Raw genomic sequence first — 22,767 nt, forward strand, 5'->3', positions numbered from 1 at the left:
AACGCATGTTCAGATGAACATGCGAAAATTAAATGTTATTCAAACTAGCGGTCTAACTTTCTAAAATCTTTTCCCTTTTGATAATCTGGACCAGCCTGTTTAAAGTTAATGTAAATCATGCGTCTATGCCCTACTAAAAAGCCCATCACACTTCCTACCATCGCCTCAATAAATTCACACCATCGATGTATTTCGATGATTTTGAACCTAAGACTTCACTATCCACCTTAACCAATCGCATGATACCCGCTCCACCAACAAGAGGCGTTACCCATAAGGGAAATATGGTTGCTACATCACTAGCTTGATTGATTGCAGTACTCAATATTAATGCGGATATCCCGCCACCAATTCCAACTAAAACCGAGAAAAATAACCACTTCAACATATATGTATTCACATATTGCATCATTCGGTCCAACGTCCCCCCTAAACAACACATACCTTTCCTTCTCCTTTTTATTGGTGAATAAACGCAATTCTAGTTCGCTATGTTTTCAAGATAAAATATGCACCCAGCATCAAGATGCTAAGTGCATACCATAACGTAATTTAATTATTCTTTAGTTCAATAAATCAACGGCTGCCCGTTCAATTGGCAACCCTTCTTTGTAACGTGTCATAAACACTTCAAAACCTTCGACATCTGCCGGATGAGGTTTTACCGTTTCTTTTGTTGCTTTTTTAAAGACCGCTTCTGTTAAAAATTCATCTAAACTCCCGTACTGATTTCGCTGGATCATATATTCTGCAAGGACCGCAATTCCCCAAGCACCACCTTCACCCGCAGTATCCATCACAGACACTGGCGTATCAAGGGCTGCTGCCATCATTGCTTGACCGACACCTTTTGTTTTAAAGAGCCCACCATGACCTAGCATCTCTTCTAGCGAAACACCTTCTGCTTTAAGTAAGATATCCATTCCAATTTTCATTGCCCCTAAACTTGAGTAAAGGTGCGTCCGCATAAAATTCGCCAAATTAAAGACACTCTTGGAGCCACGCACAAATAAGGGGCGTCCTTCCTCAAAATGCGTCATATGTTCACCTGACAAATATCCGTAACTAAGTAACCCACCTGCATCTTTATCACCTTCTAATGCTTTTCGGTAAAGGGTACCGTAGAGTGTCTCCATATCGACTTCGATTCCCATCGTTTCTGAATACTCTTTGAATAGAGCTACCCAAGCATTTAAATCTGACGTACAGTTGTTTGAGTGCGCCATCGCGACTAAGTGACCAGACGGCGTTGTGACTAAATCGATCTCCGGATAGACTTTAGATAGTTCTTTTTCTAACACGACCATCGCAAACACACTGGTTCCTGCTGAGACATTTCCTGTTTTTGGTTTCACACTATTGGTCGCAACCATCCCCGTACCAGCATCACCTTCTGGCGGGCAAAGGGGTATCCCTGCTTTTAATAAACCAGATGGATCAAGACGACGTGCCCCTGCTTCCGTTAGTATACCCGCTGCTTCTCCAGCTACTTTCACAGAAGGTAAAATATCATTTAATGACCAAGGATAGTCTTTCGCTTCAACCAGTTGATCAAACTGTTTAATCATTATTTGATTAAAATGCTTTGTATTTAAATCAATCGGGAACATCCCGGATGCTTCTCCAACACCTAATGTTTTTTCACCTGTCAATTGCCAGTGAACATAACCGGCTAACGTTGTTTGAAATTTGATGTCTTTCACATGGGCTTCATCATTTAAAACCGCTTGATATAAATGTGCAATGCTCCAGCGTTGCGGTATTTGATAATTAAAAGCATCCGTTAAGGCATTGGCCGCTTGCTCTTGCAAGTTATTACGCCACGTTCTAAAAGGAACAAGCAATTGATCGTCCGCACCAAAAACCATATAACCATGCATCATCGCACTAAACCCGATACTTCCAATCGTTGTCAGTGGTACATCTACTTTAGCTTTAACAGCTGTAGCAAGCTCAAGATAAGCTTGTTGTATCCCTTTCCAAATCGTTGCTTCATCGTAAGTCCAGAAGCCATCAACCAATTGATTCTCCCAATCAAAAGCACCCTGAGCAATCATTTGCTGATCTTCCCCAATTAAAACTGCTTTTACTCGTGTTGAACCTAACTCAATTCCTAGTGCTGTGTTCCCCTGTTCAATCATCGCTTTTACATTTGTCATGTTTTTGACCTCCATTAACTGTCTGATTATCCTAACATCACCATGCGAGCGGTTACAATATCATGTACGTATATGTATCGATATTTCGAACATCTCGTTATTAAAATAATAACATCTTTCACTTGTAAGTCCAAGTAAAAACAGAAAAAATAAATATAATAACTATACAAAAGCTAACAAAACAGGGGTTAAAGATGAGACATTGACTTATTACATGATCGACTTGGATATAAATCATAAAGGTGCGTACATCTATTTCGTTTTTTTGTGACTCTAATCATTATTTAGTTCAAGCAAATCTATAGCCATCACGACCATGCTAGCGATCAACCGCTAAAATACCTCAATGTTCATCTCTTTTTCGCACGAAACAAGCTATTTACGAAATAGACGGTTACGTCAGGGACACCAGCAAATGTGACAATGCCTTCATCAACTATCTCTACACAAAACGCACAAGTCTACCCATTTATTTACAGCGTTATGTTCATTCCGTTCGCTTCACGATTACCCTCTATTTGATTGTTGCTTCGTACCCAGCCTCACGCACTGCTTCAATTAATTGAGCTGGCGTTACTGCATTGCTATCATATTTAACGGTTGCTTGTTCCTTTTTTAATTGTACCTTTACCTTTTCCGTCCCTGACAAATCGGTGAGGGCTTTTTCAACACTTCCTACACAGTGCATACAGTTCATTCCTTGAATCATTAATTTTGTTTTTTCCATTTTAACAACACTCCTCATTATTTTTATTATGGTGACAGCGACATTGCCCTTTGATGCAATTACACGGAACCACGTCGTATGCTTCTCGTTCTTTTCTTATTAACGCCTGTTTAAGTGAAGCAATGTCTTCGTGACTCAACATCGCCTTTTCAATCAAGACTTGAATGGTCTGGCCAACATCTTTACTGCAAACATTATGAAAGAACTGATCTAAGGTATCATTCACGAGTGCATCTTCTTCTACTTCTGTTGAATAAATGAATTTCCGACCTTCTTTTTTCGTTTGCAGGACTCTTTTGTTGACTAGCCGCCCGATTAAGGTTTTGATCGTTGCTTCTTTCCACCCACGTTTTTTTGACAAGACTTCAATAATTACCTTGCTACTAACTTCTCCCTGGGCCCAAACAACGCGCATCACTTCCCACTCTGCATTGGTAATATGCTGATCCATCTCAATTGCCATCTGGTTCCCTCCTCACTGTTCGTTTACGCTTGTAATCAATAAATCAAGTTTACATCCGTAAACATTTTTTGTCAACCGGTAGGATCTTGCTGTTATCTTTGCTTATTAACACGTATAATAAGAGACAACACACTCACAGCGAATAAAAATTAAGGATGTGTCATTAAAATGAATCATTTTGATCCTATACAATTCCAAGGAAAATTAACACGTAAACGGTATTTTGAGGGTTGGTATTTCAAACAAATTTCCGAGTCAACCGATCAGTCGATCGCCTTCATTCCTGGTGTCAGTTTAAACCCTAATGACCCACATGCATTCGTTCAAGTTATTGTTGCTGCTCCCGTAAAAACATTTTATTTCCGCTACCCCATTGAAGCATTCGCTACTACTAGCTCACCTTTTTCTGTCTCAATCGGTCCGAATACTTTCAGCGAACGACAAATAAGCATCGATTTATCACATAATGGTACACACTTTAAAGGAAAGCTACACTTCAGTAGCTTCCAAACCATCAACCGCTCAACTTTTCAACCAAACATCATGGGGTTTTTCAGCTACCTGCCCGGTATGCGTTGCAAACATGGGGTCCTTAGCATGAACCATTACGTCAATGGAAGCATCAACTACAATCATGTCCTATTAACATTTAAGGATGACAAGGGTTATTTAGAAAAAGATTGGGGCTATTCCTTTCCAGAGCGGTACATTTGGCTACAAGCTAACCATTTTCCAGAAAGAGAAGCATCCGTAATGGCAAGTGTTGCCACTATACCTCTATTAAAAACCTCGTTTATTGGCCATCTGTGTAATTTACAGGTGGGAGGCAAGGAATATCGCTTCGCCACTTATAATCAATCTAAAATCATTGAAGCGAAACAAACGGGTCGTCATGTCTATGTTACCTTGACTCGGGGCCATCTCCGTCTAGAACTAGTCGCGACTCTAACAGAAGCTGGGGCGTTGAAAGCACCGCTGGCAGGTGAAATGGCTGACACGATTAAAGAAGGTTTAGGAGGAAAACTAATGGTAACATTATTGAAGCACGAAGCGATTATCTTTCACAGTGAGAGTGCCTATGCTGGGATTGAAGTCGTCAAATTTTAATAAAAGAGTTACGTTAACAACCCTAAGCATAGATAAACAACCAAAAACGTTTCGTGTGACCTTGTCTCTTTCCAGACAAATAGAACCGAAACGTTTCTTTTATTGATTATCATATCTATTTCTTTCTATAACTGATTAACGTTTATTTGAAAAGGCGAGGCAGGTAGACCGGCATGATTGTAAAGGTTCGCTTCTGAAGGATTATCTTTCCATGCGTAGCGCACCGCATTTACTCTTCCAGTTTTAGGCTTCATTATGCATACAAGTGCTCCTTTAGTTTCAGCCTGAGTCGGGAGCCATTCCCCGTCTACATTTAACTCAAAACCACACAACTGCTCACCATTTACACGTAGTGCACGGTCGACATAATCAAAACTTAATGTCAGTTGATTTGACTGTTCAACCACCCTGTTAATTAACGGTCCCATTGGCGTTAGTGACTGTCCTTTGTGAAAGCGAAAAGCTTGAAGCAAGCGCAATGCTACCGTCCGTTTATCTTGTGGATGGAGATCATTCGCTTCACCTACATCAATGGTTGTTGTCATATAGACATGAGGCATCTCAAGTGCTTGACGTTGTTCATCTCTCAGTAAGGACCAATAACTCTCAACGGTATCATTTCCCGTTCTGAGGTTAGCTAATTGCACATAGAAAAACGGTAACGAACCCTCTTGCCATAAGTCTCGAAAGTCTTCAACCATGGCACGAAACTTTTTATGATAGCCAATTGGTTCATCCGTATTTGATTCCCCTTGATAAAACAGAACCGCATCAATCGGATAGCTTGACAGCGGAGCAATCATCGCGTTGTATAGCCCCACCGGGAAGTTGCGAACAAACGTCGGTGGTAACAAGGCTTCGGTCTTCGTACCCACTTTGTAGTACCATGTGCCGGTCAGGTCAATGATATCATGATTCACTTCAAAATGATAAGGCATATCTTCGACAAAGCCACCGGTTGATTGGTTCACAATCAACCGAATCACCAACTGATTCTCACCTGTCTTCAGAAGTTCTTTCGGTACAGGATAGCGTCTAGGTGGGTATTTATAATCTGTCTTACCAATCGAGACACCGTTAAGAAAAACTTCATCTGCATCTATTAAAGTTCCAAGCTTTAAAAACACATGATTGATTGTTTCCGCCGATACCTCAAAAGTCTTAATGAACCAGACCGCCCCGAAAAAATTATCTAGAGGGGTTTCAGAAAAGGACTGTGGTACATGAAACGGTCGTGCAGAAGCGAAAAGCGCATCCGTCTGCGTATACCAGTGTTCTATCAATCCTAAATCAGTTGCATTTAACGCATGGTACCATTCTGTTTCACGCGTGTTATTTGCTGTTGTGAGTGCAGCTAAATAAGCCTGATCTTTACTTTTTTCTAACGCCTCGATAGGAAGTTCGAGCGCCCTCAACTTCCCTTCAGAAAGCCATGCTTCAATTGGTGTGCCACCAACAGCTGCTTGTATTAATCCAATCGGGATACCTGTCTCTTGGTAGCGTTCTTGCGCAAAAAAATAACCTATCGCGCTAAACTGATAATGCGCAGAGGAAACCGCCTTTTCCCAGCACCCTTCTTCTAACATGGTACGCGGTTCATTAAAATCAAAAACTTGCGGCATTTGAAACTGACGAATAGAGGGTTCATTCACATCAATAAGCAAATCCTTAAATAAATCTAGCGTTCGATTGAGTGGCAATTCCATGTTCGATTGGCCACCCAGTAAAAAGACTTCTCCACTTAGTATATCTTCAATTTCGACGGTCTCATCACCAACAATAGTGAGTCGATAGGGCCCTCCCACTGGAAATGGATCCAGCGTAACAGCGAAGTCTCCCCATTCATCTGCGGTCACTTCGTAACTTTTCATTTCAGTCGTCACGATAACGGGTAGCAATGGCTCGGTTACACCTTGCAATTCAAATGGTGCGTCATGCTTGATTACCATACCGTTTCCGATTATCTTCGATAATTGCATCATTATCACCTCTAGCTAAACCTTAGCACAACTCCCATTCTATTGCCTTTTAGAAAACAAAGCTTTGACAAGAAAAACTAAATATCTTTACCTTAGGTCATGTCATGTCACAGAAAAAGAACTTCCCTAATTGAATTAGGAAAGTTCTAAGGTACAACCATTTTATTTGGTGCCGTTTTTAACCATCTCAGCAATTGAAACGGTCCGTTTGGCTTGGTATTTGACAGATCCTTCAACATCTTCAACCATGTTACCGGATTGGTCGACAGAAACACTCGTACCATACGGGTTACCTCCAGCATTCATTACGACTGGATCAGAATACCCTGGTGTCACAATAATTGCACCCCAGTGCATCATTACTGTATAGAGCGATAGAAGGGTTGCTTCTTGCCCCCCGTGTGGATTTTGAGCGGAAGTCATCGCACTGACGACTTTATTAACTGTTTTTCCTTGCGACCAAATTGGGCCCTGCATATCAATAAACTGTTTCAATTGTGATGGCACCGTACCAAAACGTGTCGGTGCACTAAAGATAATTGCATCTGCCCACTCAATATCATCAGATGTTGCGACAGGAATATCTTTTGTTTGCTCAACCGTTTTACTCCACGTTTCGTTTCCTTCAATCACGCTGTCAGGTGCCAGTTCTTGCACTTTCAACAATCTTACTTCGGCACCATTTTCTTCAGCACCTGCTTTGGCCCATTTTGCGAGTTGTACGTTGGTACCACCCATACTGTAAAAAATAACTGCTACATTTGTTTTTGTCATGTAAAATCTCTCCTTTAGTTTTTTATTATTTTATTAGCTTACTTGAACAGCCCTGTCAACAAATACTTACACCTTTCCGTTTGTTACTTCGGTCGTGTTAAGGAAAATGTTGCGCCACTTTTCATATAGGTTGAGCCAGCTAAACGACTAACCGGTTGTAACCCCGTTAAACTATAATCGGTTTGATTAAGGTATTGATCTTCAACGTGGTACTGAATAATACGTCCAATAATCAAATCTACAGTCTCATCAATTGTAATAATCTGATGCGTTACACACTCCATGCGGATTTTAGCTTCCCTAATGCCATCAACATCAACGTGTGTGCTTCTCACCCGAGTAAGTCCAGCAAACGTAATTTCGCTTTCCGTACACGGTAATGGTTTAGCTGTTTGGTTAATTTTCTCAACGTTTGCCTCATCAACTAAGTGAATCACAAACGCTCCATTCTCAGCAATATTTCTAGCTGTATCTTTCATTTGTTTATCTTTACGTTGAACCGCAAGTGAGACAAGTGGCGGGTCAGATGAAACAACATTAAAATAGCTAAATGGTGCGCCATTTAAAACATCGCCATTTAGCGATGTAACAAACGCAATCGGCCTGGGCACGACCGTGCCGGTTAACAATTTATACTGTTCTCTTTCTGTTAAATGAGCGGGATCAATTTGTACCATCACAGCACCTGCCTTTTTATCTCGATTTCAAGATAAATATACCATACGAACTTTTCTATTACAAGCAAAAGGGCTTCGCTTGTTTACATTCTTCACTTAATTTTTAGTATTTAAACCTCTTTTTAAGTTCTTTTCGTTTGATTTTTTAGTCATGATTTTATTCACTTTCCGCCATTATCTTGACGTTCAAGTGCTTGCCATTTCATTTGCTCGTTCTAATTAATCTCTATCAGGACCGTTCTGTCACTAAATAGTACGTATGAAAGGATTAGTAAACTAAAGGCAATGCTTTACTCTAAACTTTTTCTTGAAAGTAAGTTTTTAATAACATGATAGGCCGAGACGTGGGTTTAACTATACATCTCCCGCAAAAAAATGTAGACTTAATCTAGCAAGATATAAAAATAACAAGACAGAATTGAGGTTTTATTAGTGAAAAATCGCTTGATACGATGGGCTCCCCATCTGCTACTCATTGTTTTAATGTTCATTCTGAACTACATCTATTTACCGGCGTTTACCATTCAGTCGCCTGGATTCAGATTTTTTATCGCTTTCTTCTTCGTTGCCCTACTTATTATTGAAGTCGGGATCGATGTTAGTTTTCAGCGCAAGCAAATAAGCCGCATAAAATACGGTATACTTGCGCTTCCGATTCTCCTTGTTGGTCTCACATTTGTAATTCAATTGTTCAATAGTCCCTTCTTCCGGGCAACCGACTATGCCGAATTAATTGAAGTTGAAGAAAAGGATTTTGAAACAGATTTCTTTCAAATGGATACAGAGCAAATCCCAATGATGGACCGGGATACTGCCGAACGGTTAGGAAGTCGTCGAATTGGATCAATGAGTGAGTTGGTTTCACAATTTGTCCCAGCCAACACTTACACACAAATCAACATTGATAACGCGCCTTTTCGTGTTACCCCACTCGAATATGCTGGTTTTATGCAGTGGTTCAATAACAGAAATGAAGGCATCCCCAATTATTTAAAAGTTGATATGGTTTCTGGGGACGTTGTTGTTGAAGAATTAGAAAACGAAATAAAATATAGTCATTCTGAACGTTTCTCTCGTAATGTAAAGCGCCACTTAAGAAAGAATTATCCGACATTAATGTTTAGAGACCCTTCCTTTGAAGTAGACGATACGGGACATCCGCATTATGTGGCGACAACGTATGAAAATAAATTTTTATTCACTCAACAAGAACCAAGTGGGGTCATCATTCTAGATGCGGTCACTGGTGAAACAAGTGCCTACGCATTAGATGAGATGCCCACGTGGATGGACCGGATCTATTCAGCTGAATTAATTATTCGCCAGCTTAATTATCGCGGACAATACACAAGCGGCTATTTAAATAGTGTGTTTCAAAAACGTGGTGTAACGCGTACCACCGAAGGTTACAACTATTTACCGATGAACGATGATATATATCTGTATACCGGGGTAACTTCAGTTAATCGCGATGCTTCAAATATTGGTTTTTATCTTGTTAACTTACGAACAAAAGAAACAGAATATTACCCTGTTACATCAGCAGATGAATATTCTGCGATGGAATCAGCTGAAGGTAGCTTGCAACAAATGCGTTACACCTCTACCTTCCCACTGCTGATTAATTTAAATGATCGTCCGTTTTATATCTCATCTCTAAAAGATGATTCCGGATTGGTTCGTGCTTATGCCCTCGTCGATGCCCAAGATTATCAAAAGGTCTTAACAAGCGACACTGTTGAAGGGTTAATCGAACAAGTCAACGGCAATACAGAAACACCAATTGAAGTAGAAGAAATTGAAACAGACGAAGCATTAACAACCATCACTGGACAGGTGGAAAACATTTCTCAAGCTGTCCGTTCTGGTGATACCATCTATTACTTTATGATCGACGGCTCAATTTATAAAGCATCGATTGATTTAAGTGATGCCCTACCATTCATTAATCAGGGCGATAACATTGAGGGTGACGTCAATGAAGATAATGATTTCCGCTCAATCACCGTTAATCCCTAAACCAACTATAAAAAGCGCCGTTACTCGAATCACTGAGTAACGGCGCTATTTTTTGTTCATTTCTAGCTGCTATTTTTATTGTAGTCATGCGCTCTTAACTTTTAAGCTTAATCGGCGCTTTCTTTTCCACAGACGATTGAACCGCATCGGTGATGCGTTGCGTTTGAAACGCATCTGAATATGTTGATAAAACCTGCTGATCCTCACCAGAGGTAATCGCGGCAATAAATGCTTCGTCTTCTAGCCAGTATGCATCTAACGTATCCGGAATGATTTGCTTTTCTTTAGCCGTTTCAATTATTAATTCGTCCGGCGTCCAGCGAATAATTGCTTGATCAGTATACATAGTAAATCCAACTGCATCTAAGCCCTCTGGTAAGATACACGTGTTGGTGACATTAGCAACAACACCTGAGGCAAACTGGATATTTAACGTACCAACATCCGCAACGGTAACGTCATCAGCTTGGTTAGCCATCACTCGGTTACCAACATACGCTTGTACCTCAACCACCTCACCAATAAGATATCGCATGAGATCAACAATATGTGTGGTTTGTTCATTAAACTGACCACCTGATAATGCTTGATTGCGCCACCAGCTCACGCCAGGCATCGCTCCCATCCACTGGCCCGTCACCATCCCAACGGTGTGGTCTTTTAAGATGTCTTTGAGGTATTGGATCGACTCACGGTAACGAAAGTGATAGCCAACAGCCGTAACTAACGGTTGGCGGGTAAGTGCGGCAAAGATTTCTTCTGGTTTGTCTATCGTCACACCTAATGGTTTTTCGACAAAAAACGGAATGCGGCGTTTAATTAGTTCCAATTCCATCTCGCCATGCGCCATCGGTGGGACACAAAGATAGACGCCATCTAAGGCTTGTTTGTCTAACATTGTTTCGAAATTTTCATATCCTTTAGCACCGTCGAATTGCTCGGCGAACCGCTCTGCTTTCTGTTGACTTGTTCCACACACCGCAACAACCATCACACCTTCCATGGCTGTTAAAATCTCTGCATGTTTTTGACTGAAGTTTCCCGTTCCTACGATACCAATTTTTACTGTCATCATGCTCCCCCTCCAGATATGTAACTTAGTTAATTAATTTACTTTATTTTAACGCTAATGCTACTCATCCGCAACTATCAGATCATGCGCCTGAATCAACCTCGATCATTCAAAAGCTGTTCGATGCAGGGTTGCGAAGCTCTTAAAGGACCGAGGTTGCTGCCCCGTTAAATCTTCAAAACACGTGGTAACTTTTTTCGCGGTTCCCAAACGGGTCATCAAATAGAGCATCACAGTTACATTTACATAGGCTTTATTTAAACCACGTGTGTTGATGTAGTAGGAACGGTATTTTAAAAAGCCAGGTTTCTTGTAGCGAATCACCCGGCCCGTGACTTCTGATAGGATCTCAGCAATTTGATAATAATTAAGTGCCTCTGGTCCAGTAATCGTGTGCGTGGTGCACTTATAGAGATCTGGGCGATGTAACACCGTCGCAATAGCTAAACCAATATCCGCTGCATCGATAAAGCTCGTTTTACTTCTTCCTGCCGGAACAAAAATTTCATTGTTCTGTTTAATTTCTAAAGCGTGAATACCCGATAAATTCTGCATAAAAAAACCGGGACGTATATGCGCATATGGCAAACCCAAGTGTTCAATATATTTTTCAATCTTATGATGAGGTGGAATCGGGTTGTTCTCAATCCCCATTAAAGATAGAAATGCGAGCAATTTAGGCTTTGTTTCACGTAACGCATCCAAAAACGGGTAAAGATCTTCAGGTTTACCGAGATGAGGCGGGCGCACTAAAAAGATTCGGTCGACACCCTCTAGTGCTTCTTTAAATGTTTCTGGTTTCGTGAAGTCTAAATGAACAATCTGGCAATCCTTTCCGAATCTTTCACTTAATTTCGAAGGGTGTCTACTAGCGACAACAACCTCCTCATCCATGGCTAATAATTCGCTTACTACATACTGCCCCACATTACCAGTGGCTCCGGTGACTAATACTTTCACACGGTCATCTCCTCCAAGGTTTGATTTGCTTGTTGCATAAGTTTTATCAGTTGATAAAAATCCTCTTCACCCATCGCGTCATGAAGGTGCTGGATGGATGCAAGATAGGTATCAAAGGTGGCATCAACAAACTGCTCTCCCTTCTCTGTTGTTAACACACAATCGCTACGCCGATCTGCTTGATTTGCTTCTTTATACAAGTAGCCTGCTTTAATTAATCGCTTTAAAGTTGCTGTTTCCGATGGTTTTGCAATTTTGAAGAACCGGCTAATCATAAGTAGGGAGGACAGGAAGTTCCCTCTATAATTATAGAGAAATTATCCCTTTATTTCTTTGCGTCATCAATTTACTAAAGACCTTCATTAACTGTGGGGAATCCAAAGTCTCCAGAAGTGTCTTAGTTATTCTAAATCTTGAATATTCATCTTATCCAACTGATTTTTCACCTTTATCTTTTTTCTGTTTGCTATATAAATTAACAGTAAGATTAACGTTGGAATATTCGATATTAAAAAAACAAAGAATATATTTAAAACTGATACTTCTTGATTGACCGTAACTTTACTAACTACGTTACCATCAACTATTTCTGTTAGATTAGTCACCGTCGAGCCAAACGGCAGCATAGAAAAGATGATAAATGAGGCGCACACAAAACAGATAAATGGAAGAATGAGCCCTAACCATTTGTTATGCTTCTTTGATAAAGAAATTTGCAGCCACACAACTCCACCAACAATTGATAAAATAACAAACAAATAAATTCCCGAAAAATAAACTATTGCATCCATCGCTTATGATTCCTCCTTCTTTGTTTTTTTATATTCATTTATTAAAATTTTGGCAGTATCAAAGTCAATTTTTTCATCCACGGCAAGCCTTTTTATTAAAGAAATGTAAGGCTCATTTGCAGTCTCTTCGCTAATTTGTATTTTTTGAATTAGTTTATCAAGTCGAAGTCGTACTGTTGGATAGGTAACTCCGTATACCTTAGCAATTTCTTTCAATGATCCTGATGACAATATAAACTTCTTTATGAACGCTATATCTTGATCATCAAGATTTGCCATCCACTCTGGTACAATCTCTGTCTGCATGACAATACCCCTTTCATTATTTTAATAATATTAAAGATAACATTTAACATTATTAAAGTCAATCTTTAGTATATTTGAAATTATATTATTATAGCGTTAATGCCGAAGAAATTCATCTTCATTTCATTAGCTTTTCAATTTACTAAATGCGCACGTTATCCGTGAGGAATCTGAAGTCTTCAATGTTGGATTACTCACGAATTTTGCTCTTGACTTATTGATTTTACCACTTAAAAATTCAAGGCTACTGCATAGCTTTTTTATGAGAAATACATTTCAAAATATGATACTACAGAAAAATGATATCGCTCAGTATTGGGTTCGTTTTCTTCACTTGCTTTCTTGTATTGATGGGTGTCATATTTTAGTCTTTTTATTCAAGTGAAGAACAACTGTATGCGGCGAATCGAGGTCAGTTTTGTGAATGTCTAGAATGATGACTTCTGTTTTATTAATTTGCAGTTTTCTTGGAACAACATTTATAATAATTTCGAAAACACCGATATTTTGTTGACATTACACGAATAAAACACAGGTTTCATCAACGTAAGATGAAACCTGTGTTTTATAAGATTGAAATTATTAGCTGGAAAATTTCTTCAGTACGATTTGACAAAAAATCAAGATTTATCATTTTGTCCACCATCAATATTGAAACCCCCTGAGAACACTGAAATGACGACATTTTTAAGCATTTAGACGACTATTTCTTCGTCAGCAAACAGATCGTCTCCACGTGATGGGTACCAGGGAACATATCAACAGGGACCATTTCCTCGACTTGATAACCTTTGTTAACAAGAACATCTAAATCACGTTTTAAGGTGACAGGATTACAAGAAATATAAACCACTTTCGCTGGTTTCATTGTTACCAAACTACTTAAGAAAGCCGGGCTACTCCCACTTCGTGGTGGATCCATAATCACCGCATCGACGCCTTGCTTTTTATCAGCCATTTTTAACATAAAGTCACCAGCATCATCGTTATGGAAGAAGACATTATCAATATTGTTCCGCTTCGCATTATTAATCGCATCTTTAAATGCATCTTTATTTAATTCCACACCGATAACTTTTTTCACATGCTTACTCGCAATTAAACCAATCGTACCAATGCCACAATAAGCATCAATAATCGTTTCATCCCCACTAAAATCTGCGAGTTCTAAGGCTTTATTGTATAAGACTTCGGTCTGAACAGGATTGACTTGATAAAATGATTTAGGTGATATTCTAAACACTTGGTCACACAGGGTATCTTCAATGAATCCCCGTCCGTAAAGGACCTGCTCGCGTTCACCTAAAACCATACTCGTTTTTTTAGTGTTGACGTTCATTACAACTGTATTGATTTCTGGATGCTTTTTAATGAGCGCTTTGACAAAGTTTTTTCGTGACGGGAATACTTGTGAACCAAGCACTAAGACAACCATGATTTGATTGCTTTTAAACCCTGTCCGAATTAAAACATGGCGCAACAACCCTCGCTTGGTATCCTCATCATAAGGACGCATTTTAAATGAGCGCAACATTTCTCTAATCGAAACAATAATTTTGTCAGCGCGCTGGTCGTGTAGTAAACAGGAGTCAACTGGCACCACATTGTGTGTGCCGGCTTGATAAATACCTGAAATAATTTTACCACGCCGATCCGATTGAAACGTTGCATGAATCTTATTGCGGTAATAGTATGGGTCGTCCATCGGAATAAGTGGTGAAACCTTCCCGAAATCTTTTAATAAGTTAATTACTTGTGTTTCTTTTTGGCTAATTTGTGTTTCATAAGGTAAATGCTGAATTTGACATCCACCACAAATATCTACCACCGGGCATTTTATTTGTGGATACGTTTTCGTTTCGTTTGTTTTCATAATAACTCCTTTATCGCTTGGCTTTGTGGTCAACAAGTCCTCGACTCACAATGAGGTAAATCACAACAGAAATGATTACTGTAAGTATATCAGTTATTGGCTGAGTGTAAATGATGCCACTAAGTCCGGCGTAAGCATCCAACAGATAAAGCAACGGAATAAATACTAGTCCGTGTCTTGAGATGGACAGAATCAATGAAGGAATGACTTTCCCTAACCCTTGAAGAACGTTGATGAAAATAAACATAATCCCAACGATTGGACCCGAAATAATTAACGCACGTAACATTTCGGTCCCGTAGGTCACGACTTCTTCACTATCGATAAACGACTGGACAATCATATCAGCAAAGATCCAGTAAATGAAGGTAAGCACACTACCAAGCACAACGGCTGTAATGACCGAAAACTTAATGATCCCCCTCAGACGATCAAAGTGCTTGGCTCCGTAACTATAGCCAATCAGCGGTTGTATCCCTTGTCCTAGTCCAATTTGAACGAAGATCATAATTAAGTTTGCACGAATGGCAACACCCATCGCAGCAAGCTGTACATCACCATAACTCATTAAGAAGTTATTTAAAAAGACGTTCGCTACTGATAACATAAAATTATTCAATGACGCCGGAATACCGATCGCTAATACCCCGAACATCACACCATCAGCGATTTGAAAGTCTTTAAACCGAATCGATAAAATTGAACGTCCCGACACCAAATAAACGATGAAATACAACGCCCCAAATAAGTTACCAATAACAGTAGCGATCGCTGCTCCTGTTACCCCCATATCAAAGCCTAAAATTAAGATTGGGTCTAAAATAATGTTTGTAATCGTGCCAAGTAACATCCCCTTCATCGCCAGGGTCGACTTCCCTTCGGCACGGACAATGTTACTAAATGTATGGGAGACAATAATAAATGGCGCCCCAATGGCTAAGTAGGTCAAATATGAACGTGTGTGATCAATCGTATCCGGGCTAACTCCAATTACTTTTAATAAAGTAGGCATGAATGTCCAAAAGACGACTGTCATCAATAAACCAAGTACAATTGCTGCATAAAAAGCAAAGGCAGATACTTTTTGAGCATAGCCTTCGCGACCTTCGCCTAACGACCTAGAAATCAGTGACGTTCCACCAATACCAAGTAAAACGCCCGCACCAATGAATAAAGAGAAAACGGGCATCGCTAAGGTTACCGCTGCTACTTGTAGTTCATCGCCGGTTTGACCGATAAAAAATGTATCCGCGATGTTATAAATAAAGACAACCATCATACTGATGATGGCTGGAATCGAATTTTTTGCAACTGCTTTCGGAATTGACATGGTTTCAAATAACGCTTTATCGTACTGCATAGTATCCCTCTTCCTATTCTTATCATAGGTTGGCATAAAAATAGCCTCGCCTCCGCACTTAGGTTTGGAAATGAGGTATGTATGGCACCAATTTAAAAAACATTAACTTTAAGCATTATCTTACTTTTATATGTAAAAGTCAACTGTATTGCCCACGCAACAGACCACCGTCAACTTTAACTTTCACTCATCAAAAGCATGTCGCTTTTTTCACTTTTCTAGCCGTAATATCAACATTTCTTTGAACAGTTCAAAAAAAAGCTTCACAAACGTTTATATTTCTAGTATATTTATTAGTATTTCGTGTAAATTGTAGACAAATGTCCGCGTGGCAAACACAAAAAGGTGGGCACTCTAATAAAAACAATGTAGTGGAGGGGCAATATGAATCTTACGACTGTAATTAATGACATGAACAATATCCTTTGGGGACCACCAATGTTGGTCTTGCTTGTGGGTACAGGTATTCTCTTTACCGTTCGGCTTAAAGGCATGCAAGTACGGAAATTTAATTTAGCTTTTAAACAAACGTTTGGTGGACTCTTTAAAAAGAGTACGGCGGCGGATGCGGATGGTATGAGTTCCTTTCAAGCACTTGCAACCGCCATTGCTGCACAAGTCGGTACAGGCAACTTAGCTGGGGTTGCAACCGCCGTTGCTTCAGGTGGTCCAGGAGCGATCTTTTGGATGTGGGTTAGTGGCTTTTTCGGTATGGGCACGATTTTCGCAGAGGCCGTATTAGCTCAACTTCACACCGAGAGAAAAGACGGTGAGAAAACAGGAGGCCCTGCTTATTATATTAAGAAGGGCCTTGGCAGCAATGCACTTGCCATCTTTTTTGCAATCTCAATTATCATTGCACTTGGATTTATGGGGAATATGGTACAATCCAGTTCAATTGCGGAGTCTGTCTACGCTGCCTTTAATGTCCCAAATGTTATCACTGGAATTATCATTGCAGTGATTGTCGGGCTAATTATTGTCGGTGGGGTGTCCCGAATCGCATCCTTTACCGAAAAAATCGTCCCAATCATGGCCGCCTTTTATATCATTGGCTCACTTGTCATTGTATTTATGAACGCAGATATGATCTTACCCGCTTTTAAAATGATTTTCCAAGGTGCGTTTAACCCAACCGCTGCGACTGGTGGTGTGATTGGTGTCTCCGTTAAAGAAGCCATGCGCTACGGGATCGCGCGTGGGTTATTCTCTAACGAAGCAGGGATGGGTTCTACACCACATGCTCATGCGGTTGCGAAAGTTAAACACCCTGCTGAACAAGGATTGGTTTCAATGATGGGAGTTGTCATTGATACAGGCGTCGTGTGTACGCTGACTGCTTTAGTCATTTTAACAACTGATGCTTTTTCTAGTGGGCTATTTGGTGCGCAATTAACACAAGAAGGTTTCACCATTGGTTTCGGTAACTTCGGTACAACCTTTATTGCAATTTGTCTTTTCTTCTTCTCAATTTCAACCATTATCGGATGGTATTATTTCGGGGAAGCAAACATCAAATTTTTATTTGGCAGAAAAGGGATCACGCCTTATCGCTTACTCGTCCTTATCTTTATTGTCGTTGGTACGACAATGAGCGCAGAAATCGTATGGGAACTTGCTGATTTCTTTAATGGTCTCATGATTATCCCTAACTTAATTGCTTTACTTGGTCTTGCCTCTCTAGTCATTAAAGTTGCAAACGACTATGAAGATAAGTTCTTAATGAATCAACCAGCCACATATGAAAACCATAAAGCAAACGAATAAGCCTTCTGATTGGACGCTTTAAAATAGTAAAAATGAGCGAATGCATCGTATTTCTCTGACGCATTCGCTCATTTTTTATGATTAATACATTTTATTTTTCATCTGTTTCAAAGACTTCTTTGACTCGTCCAACAATCCCAGAAGTTAAACGCACCTTAATCCCGTGCGGATGTGTCTGACTGTTCGTTAAAATATCTTTAACAGTCCCTTCTGTTAAACGATTACTACGTTGATCTTGTTTTTGGACAACGTTAACCTTCACACCTGGTTTAATACGACTTCGCTTTGTTCCATCCATTGCAATCCCTCCCTTCTAAACGTTAACCCAATACGCAGAACCGTCTTTTGTTCGCTCCATGAACCCGTAACCGATTAAATAGCGACGAATGGTTGCTACATCATCAAAAATCATCATCAACCGTTCGTTAAGTTCAATTTCAGAATAACGTTTGGTTGGATCAAGCTGTTCAATAATTTTTGCTAGAACGATGATTTTCTTCTTTTCTTTCTTAGGCAGCTGCTTTAACTTTAATGGATTTAGTGAGATAAAAGCTGTCTTTAACGTTTGTTCTCGTTCTTTTTCGGTAGTCAAATAGCGCTCATCAACCATCTTCGCATGGGCATGAATCGGCACCATCTGGTCGGTTGTTGCGACGTCATGGTCTTGTTTTGCCATCATTAAGTTATACACTGCTAAGAAATGTTTGGCTTGCTTTGCTTTTTCTCGTAAAGTAAACCGTTGATGACGAACCGTTGAGGTTGATACCTCCAATTGTTTAGCCATTTCCTTATCATTTGCCTGGTGGTACATCAACTGCATCACCTCTTTTTGTTTAGCCGTTAAGCGATTATGGTTTGCCTCATCGAAAAGTAACGTTTCAAAATAATTGGTGTGACTGTTACGAACATGATGCTCCACAGCTTTTTCGGCTAACAACAAGCGATGATCGACAGGGTATACTTCTCCTTCATAATAGCTAGCCTGACAGACAACACACTGATAGTAATGGTTGACGTGATCATGCAAATAACCCTTCATTAAAACATCTAATTCCACCGTTTCGATATCCATTTGTTATCAAATCCTTTCCTTGCGCTATTTTCATTATACGCAAGAAAGTAAATTAAAGCAAACGAATTTTAAAATCGTTTGCTTTTAATAAAACGAAAGGGTTTACTGTTTACAATTAATTTGATAAGGCATTGACTAAGGTAGCAATTACTTCAGCTTGTTGTTGCTCACGGGAAATGGTGCTGACGCCATCACCTGTTTGGAAACCGTAATGACCAAACTGTGAATGGTTACCACCTTCTATTTCGACAAAATGTGTATCCTCAGGTAATAATGATTGCGTACGCTCATAAGCTTCCTTATTCATTATTTCATCATTTTCTGCATGCATTGAAATCACTGAAACGTTCGCTTCTGAGAGATCACTTGAATCACTCGGATATGCGCCCAGCAACAATAAACCTGCGATATTTTGGGGGTCTTCACTCAAAAAGATGGCGGCACTCGCACCACCTAGGGAATGTCCACCAATCCACCAAGGTAAATCAGACGGATACTCATCGTATAGCGTTTGGAACTGATCCGTATTAAGAATTGCTAAGTTAAGAGGGAACTCAGGTAAGAACACACGTATGCCTTGTTCACTTAATGCTTTTACAAAAGGTAGATAGCTTTCTGTTTCAACAAGCCCTCCTTGATAGAAGACAAAATTAGCTTTCACCTCATCCGGTTCAATCAGATAGCCCGAATCAACTTTAATTACAGTTTTATCATCACCAAGGTATTGTGCTTCATCCATGGCTTGATAGGTGGCTTGATTCAAAAATATTGCACCCACAATCAGCACCAGGATAACTAAACTGACAAAGATGATACCGGTCCATTTCAATTGTTTTCTCGTTTTTTGTTTCATTTTCTCACTCATTTCAGGCTTCGATAATTACATTATACGCATGCACAAACGTTCTTTCATTTTCGGCACATGATTTTCAAATGATCATATAGACTTCGTGCAAGAATTTGTGGATTAACTGCAGCACTAAAAAGTTGCTCAATCACTGCGTTGATCTTGTTTCATCTCTTTTAATTTCGCTTCTACCCGCTTCCTTTCTTCTTGGTATGCTTCTTCGACACCTGAGGTTGATGGAATAAATGGTTCCTTGTTCATATCGGTGCGCTTACCGTATTTCACCATTTCAAATATCAACCGTCCGTTATTAGGTTTCCCGTCGACTGTTTTCATTGGCAACACATCAAATAACACATAATAAAACGCATAAAAAATGAATCGGTTCCAAAAGGTCTCATAAGTTTCGATGACACCATTAGCCATTAATGCATTAATCACGATACCGAAAACCACATTCATTAAAATCGGCGCCAAATATACAAATACATAAGCGGCTTTGCTTTGATTTTTTAAACGATCGTATGAGTACCAACTATATAAATGATAATGCTTCCTTACATCAAAGAGCTTCCACTTAAACACACGTGGACCCGAGCCAAAGGTGATTCTTGGGTTTTCGGCGCCCACAATAGACCCTGCGATAACGTATCCCAGTTGTCGGAGCATAATCACGATTGGAAGAATAAAGAAAGCTGAAACAACTAATGAAATTAAGTCAGACAATCCAAACACGGTGTCTCACCCCTTTCTAAAATCCAAACGTGATTTTATTCAACCGCTATCAATTATTACCCGTTTCCACTTGGTCTTAATCCCCTGACGTACCGCCTCATCGCCTTGTTATAAATGATTAGCTAATAGCACTCGGTTTTTTCAAGCCCATTCAAATTGAATAAAAATGCACCATTTAAAAGACGATGGGCATGACTAAACACGCGTCTACTTTCGATACATGACTAAAAAGCAAAGTTACCCTCAAGTAACATTGCTTTTTAAATTGTCAGGCCACTCTTTGTTATCAAGGGTTAGTATCTGTGAGTCTCCTTCTCTCCGTCTTTTGTTGTGACATTGATAAGCACTTCAATGTCAGCAAAATCAACACCATCCAATTCACTCACGTGAAAGCGATCCTCATAATAATAACCTGATTCATCTGACGCATAGCTAGACAAGTCGATGTCTTCTTCTTTTATGTAGCGTTCAAGCGATAGGTCACTATCAATCTCACCTGAAGCTAGTGCCATATTGTACGCTTCTAATAGTTCGGGCGAATACTCTTCTTCAAGCTGATTCGTAATCGTTTCTTCTACGACTTGTTTGCCTTCATGCCACACTTCGAGACTGACACTTTCTACACCAAAGTTTGCTACACCAAAATCCTCGACCATCATTAAAAAACCAGCTGAAAATTCACCGTCTTCTAGACCGCTATGTGATTGTGATACGTACACACGATCTTGGGTTAATTGATCATGAATCGGCAACTCGATCTCACCCGCTGTCATCATCGTTTGCACACCATCGAAAGTTTCCTCATAAACAGTCAGCGTGTAATTAAAGTTTTTAAAAAGCGGAAGCGAAACACGATACGTCATTCCTTCAATGTGCTCCAATCCATATTCGCTTTTTTCCTGCTCATTAGCATCAGTTAAGACAAGGTTATAATGAGCATCTTCTCTAGCTTCCTTTAACGTTATAAATAGATTTGTTGTCACCATTCGAGTTGCACGATCCATTTCTACATACTGATAGTCAAATACGCTCACGTTACTGTCTGATTCTGCTATTGCCTTATCAAGTTCAGCAGGCAGCTGATATTCTAAATCTCTAATTTGTTGCTGTAACGCAGCTACTTCAATCTGTAGTTGTTGATAATCCTGGTTTACGTTATGCCAAAGGCTAAAGCCGAAACCGATCATTAGGATTAAGCTTCCTGACACTAGATAAATGATGAGTTTCTTTTGATTATTCTTCATTTTATCACCTCAATACTCTCTTTAAAAACTTCAGTATCGGAATTAATAAAGCTAAACACTACAATGATCAATGATGCTACTAAAAAGGATAACCCAAGCATCGCATTCATGCCTAGTCTAATGTAATTTCCCGCTTGAAAGAAATATCGCATGTAAAATATACTATCATTAAGTATCAACCCAGTCAGCACATAGGATGAGAGGTTGACAACATATTGTGAAATAACTTCTAGCGGTTTTCGTTCAAGGTGGGTTGTCCGAACCTTTCGCCTTCTTTCATATAATATTAGACTGAACAATATAAGTAGTGACTGAGCTAGTATGTATCTATGAATATTTGTTATACCTAGGTTCCTAAATAGAATGAGCGCTCCAACAATTAGAACGAATGAAACCATATTTAACCAACCAAAAATGCAATAGATATTTTGTAAAAACATGTAGGGTTGATCCGCTTTCACGGCAATAAAATCATCATCAATCTCATCTAATTGCACACCCGCTTTAAGTAGTAACAATTGCTCTTTCTTCTGATGATCATTAACCAATTGACGATCTATTGCTGATAATTTTTCCGAGATAATAGCATCTTGTTCATGTTTATTTTCAAAAAAACGCTCAATTTCAGTACGAGAGAATTCAAGACCCCTTAATTTTTTTATCGCTCTTATTTTCCCCAAGTCTACCTCATGATAATCACGATACCCATTACTTAGTTTTTCTGGATGAATAAGGCCTTGTTGTTCATAGTAACGAATGAATTTTTTTGATACGCCAGTTTTCTCAATTGCTTCTTTTATCAACATTTTCATCGCCTCCTTTAAATGATAATCTA

23 protein-coding genes are annotated in these 22,767 nt (G+C 39.6%); 3 read left to right on the plus strand and 20 right to left on the minus strand.

What is annotated here, in order from left to right; translation table 11 throughout:
* Positions 1 to 154: 154 nt before the first annotated feature.
* The 4 genes from DES38_RS06700 to DES38_RS06715 all read right to left on the minus strand — a co-directional run bounded on the left by DES38_RS06700 (position 155) and on the right by DES38_RS06715 (position 3,349).
* Positions 155 to 442 carry a hypothetical protein gene (locus tag DES38_RS06700; protein ID WP_110251339.1) on the minus strand — a complete coding sequence of 96 codons (288 nt, stop codon included), beginning with the start codon at positions 440 to 442 and terminating at the stop codon, positions 155 to 157.
* A 121-nt stretch (positions 443 to 563) separates the two neighbouring features.
* Positions 564 to 2,159: a xylulokinase gene (locus DES38_RS06705; protein WP_211305838.1), complete on the minus strand. Its 1,596-nt coding sequence runs from the start codon at positions 2,157 to 2,159 to the stop codon at positions 564 to 566.
* 514 nt (positions 2,160 to 2,673) lie between these two features.
* Positions 2,674 to 2,886 (minus strand): copper ion binding protein, encoded by a 213-nt coding sequence (locus DES38_RS06710; RefSeq protein WP_110251341.1) that lies wholly within the window; start codon positions 2,884 to 2,886, stop codon positions 2,674 to 2,676.
* A 1-nt stretch (position 2,887) separates the two neighbouring features.
* On the minus strand, positions 2,888 to 3,349 hold the full coding sequence (locus DES38_RS06715) for a CopY/TcrY family copper transport repressor (RefSeq protein ID WP_110251342.1): 462 nt from the start codon (positions 3,347 to 3,349) through the stop codon (positions 2,888 to 2,890).
* 168 nt (positions 3,350 to 3,517) lie between these two features.
* Between DES38_RS06715 and DES38_RS06720 the strand changes: the two genes are divergently transcribed.
* Complete coding sequence (locus tag DES38_RS06720; protein ID WP_110251343.1) at positions 3,518 to 4,456, plus strand: tocopherol cyclase family protein; 939 nt, start codon at positions 3,518 to 3,520, stop codon at positions 4,454 to 4,456.
* A gap of 125 nt (positions 4,457 to 4,581) precedes the next feature.
* Here DES38_RS06720 and DES38_RS06725 read toward each other — a convergent pair whose 3' ends face one another.
* The 3 genes from DES38_RS06725 to DES38_RS06735 form a co-directional block, all read right to left on the minus strand.
* Positions 4,582 to 6,438, minus strand: a complete 1,857-nt coding sequence (locus tag DES38_RS06725) for a sialate O-acetylesterase (protein WP_110251344.1) — start codon at positions 6,436 to 6,438, stop codon at positions 4,582 to 4,584.
* A gap of 159 nt (positions 6,439 to 6,597) precedes the next feature.
* A complete protein-coding gene (gene wrbA, locus DES38_RS06730; RefSeq protein ID WP_110251345.1) occupies positions 6,598 to 7,209 on the minus strand; it encodes an NAD(P)H:quinone oxidoreductase in 612 nt (203 codons plus the stop codon).
* An 83-nt stretch (positions 7,210 to 7,292) separates the two neighbouring features.
* Positions 7,293 to 7,886, minus strand: a complete 594-nt coding sequence (locus DES38_RS06735; RefSeq protein ID WP_110251346.1) for a flavin reductase family protein — start codon at positions 7,884 to 7,886, stop codon at positions 7,293 to 7,295.
* 432 nt (positions 7,887 to 8,318) lie between these two features.
* Here DES38_RS06735 and DES38_RS06740 point away from each other — a divergent pair, with 432 nt between their 5' ends.
* Complete coding sequence (locus DES38_RS06740; RefSeq protein WP_110251347.1) at positions 8,319 to 9,905, plus strand: hypothetical protein; 1,587 nt, start codon at positions 8,319 to 8,321, stop codon at positions 9,903 to 9,905.
* Positions 9,906 to 9,999: 94 nt separating this feature from the next.
* On the opposite strand, the gene DES38_RS06745 is transcribed toward DES38_RS06740, so the two are convergent.
* The 7 genes from DES38_RS06745 to DES38_RS06775 form a co-directional block, all read right to left on the minus strand.
* On the minus strand, positions 10,000 to 10,980 hold the full coding sequence (locus DES38_RS06745; RefSeq protein WP_342767362.1) for a Gfo/Idh/MocA family protein: 981 nt from the start codon (positions 10,978 to 10,980) through the stop codon (positions 10,000 to 10,002).
* 102 nt (positions 10,981 to 11,082) lie between these two features.
* Entirely contained in the window at positions 11,083 to 11,937 is an 855-nt protein-coding gene (locus DES38_RS06750; RefSeq protein WP_110251349.1) for an SDR family oxidoreductase, read from the minus strand.
* A complete protein-coding gene (locus DES38_RS06755) occupies positions 11,934 to 12,212 on the minus strand; it encodes a MarR family winged helix-turn-helix transcriptional regulator (RefSeq protein ID WP_110251350.1) in 279 nt (92 codons plus the stop codon). Before DES38_RS06755 ends, DES38_RS06750 begins: the two co-directional genes overlap by 4 nt.
* Before the next feature lie 126 nt (positions 12,213 to 12,338).
* Complete coding sequence (locus tag DES38_RS06760) at positions 12,339 to 12,728, minus strand: hypothetical protein (protein WP_110251351.1); 390 nt, start codon at positions 12,726 to 12,728, stop codon at positions 12,339 to 12,341.
* Positions 12,729 to 12,731: 3 nt separating this feature from the next.
* Positions 12,732 to 13,034 (minus strand): DUF2089 family protein, encoded by a 303-nt coding sequence (locus tag DES38_RS06765; RefSeq protein WP_110251352.1) that lies wholly within the window; start codon positions 13,032 to 13,034, stop codon positions 12,732 to 12,734.
* Positions 13,035 to 13,737: 703 nt separating this feature from the next.
* Entirely contained in the window at positions 13,738 to 14,907 is a 1,170-nt protein-coding gene (rlmD, locus tag DES38_RS06770) for a 23S rRNA (uracil(1939)-C(5))-methyltransferase RlmD (RefSeq protein WP_110251353.1), read from the minus strand.
* Between the two features lie 10 nt (positions 14,908 to 14,917).
* On the minus strand, positions 14,918 to 16,267 hold the full coding sequence (locus DES38_RS06775) for an MATE family efflux transporter (RefSeq protein WP_110251354.1): 1,350 nt from the start codon (positions 16,265 to 16,267) through the stop codon (positions 14,918 to 14,920).
* 384 nt (positions 16,268 to 16,651) lie between these two features.
* On the opposite strand from DES38_RS06775, the gene DES38_RS06780 reads away from it, so the two are divergent.
* The gene (locus DES38_RS06780; protein ID WP_110251355.1) at positions 16,652 to 18,034 is read left to right on the plus strand and encodes an alanine/glycine:cation symporter family protein; all 1,383 of its coding nucleotides are present in this window, start codon (positions 16,652 to 16,654) and stop codon (positions 18,032 to 18,034) included.
* A gap of 91 nt (positions 18,035 to 18,125) precedes the next feature.
* On the opposite strand, the gene DES38_RS06785 is transcribed toward DES38_RS06780, so the two are convergent.
* From DES38_RS06785 to DES38_RS06810, 6 genes are all read right to left on the minus strand, one after another.
* The gene (locus DES38_RS06785; RefSeq protein ID WP_110251356.1) at positions 18,126 to 18,332 is read right to left on the minus strand and encodes a YwbE family protein; all 207 of its coding nucleotides are present in this window, start codon (positions 18,330 to 18,332) and stop codon (positions 18,126 to 18,128) included.
* 15 nt (positions 18,333 to 18,347) lie between these two features.
* Positions 18,348 to 19,106 (minus strand): DUF2087 domain-containing protein, encoded by a 759-nt coding sequence (locus DES38_RS06790; protein WP_110251357.1) that lies wholly within the window; start codon positions 19,104 to 19,106, stop codon positions 18,348 to 18,350.
* A gap of 115 nt (positions 19,107 to 19,221) precedes the next feature.
* Positions 19,222 to 19,959, minus strand: a complete 738-nt coding sequence (locus tag DES38_RS06795) for an alpha/beta hydrolase (RefSeq protein WP_170114357.1) — start codon at positions 19,957 to 19,959, stop codon at positions 19,222 to 19,224.
* A 138-nt stretch (positions 19,960 to 20,097) separates the two neighbouring features.
* Positions 20,098 to 20,688, minus strand: a complete 591-nt coding sequence (locus DES38_RS06800) for a hypothetical protein (RefSeq protein ID WP_110251359.1) — start codon at positions 20,686 to 20,688, stop codon at positions 20,098 to 20,100.
* Positions 20,689 to 20,981: 293 nt separating this feature from the next.
* Positions 20,982 to 21,932, minus strand: a complete 951-nt coding sequence (locus DES38_RS06805; protein WP_110251360.1) for a hypothetical protein — start codon at positions 21,930 to 21,932, stop codon at positions 20,982 to 20,984.
* Entirely contained in the window at positions 21,929 to 22,738 is an 810-nt protein-coding gene (locus DES38_RS06810; RefSeq protein ID WP_170114358.1) for a MerR family transcriptional regulator, read from the minus strand. The genes DES38_RS06805 and DES38_RS06810 overlap by 4 nt, the downstream gene beginning before the upstream one ends.
* Positions 22,739 to 22,767 lie beyond the last annotated feature (29 nt).

The organism is Streptohalobacillus salinus (assembly GCF_003201605.1).
Taxonomy (GTDB): Bacteria; Bacillota; Bacilli; order Bacillales; family Amphibacillaceae; genus Streptohalobacillus; species Streptohalobacillus salinus.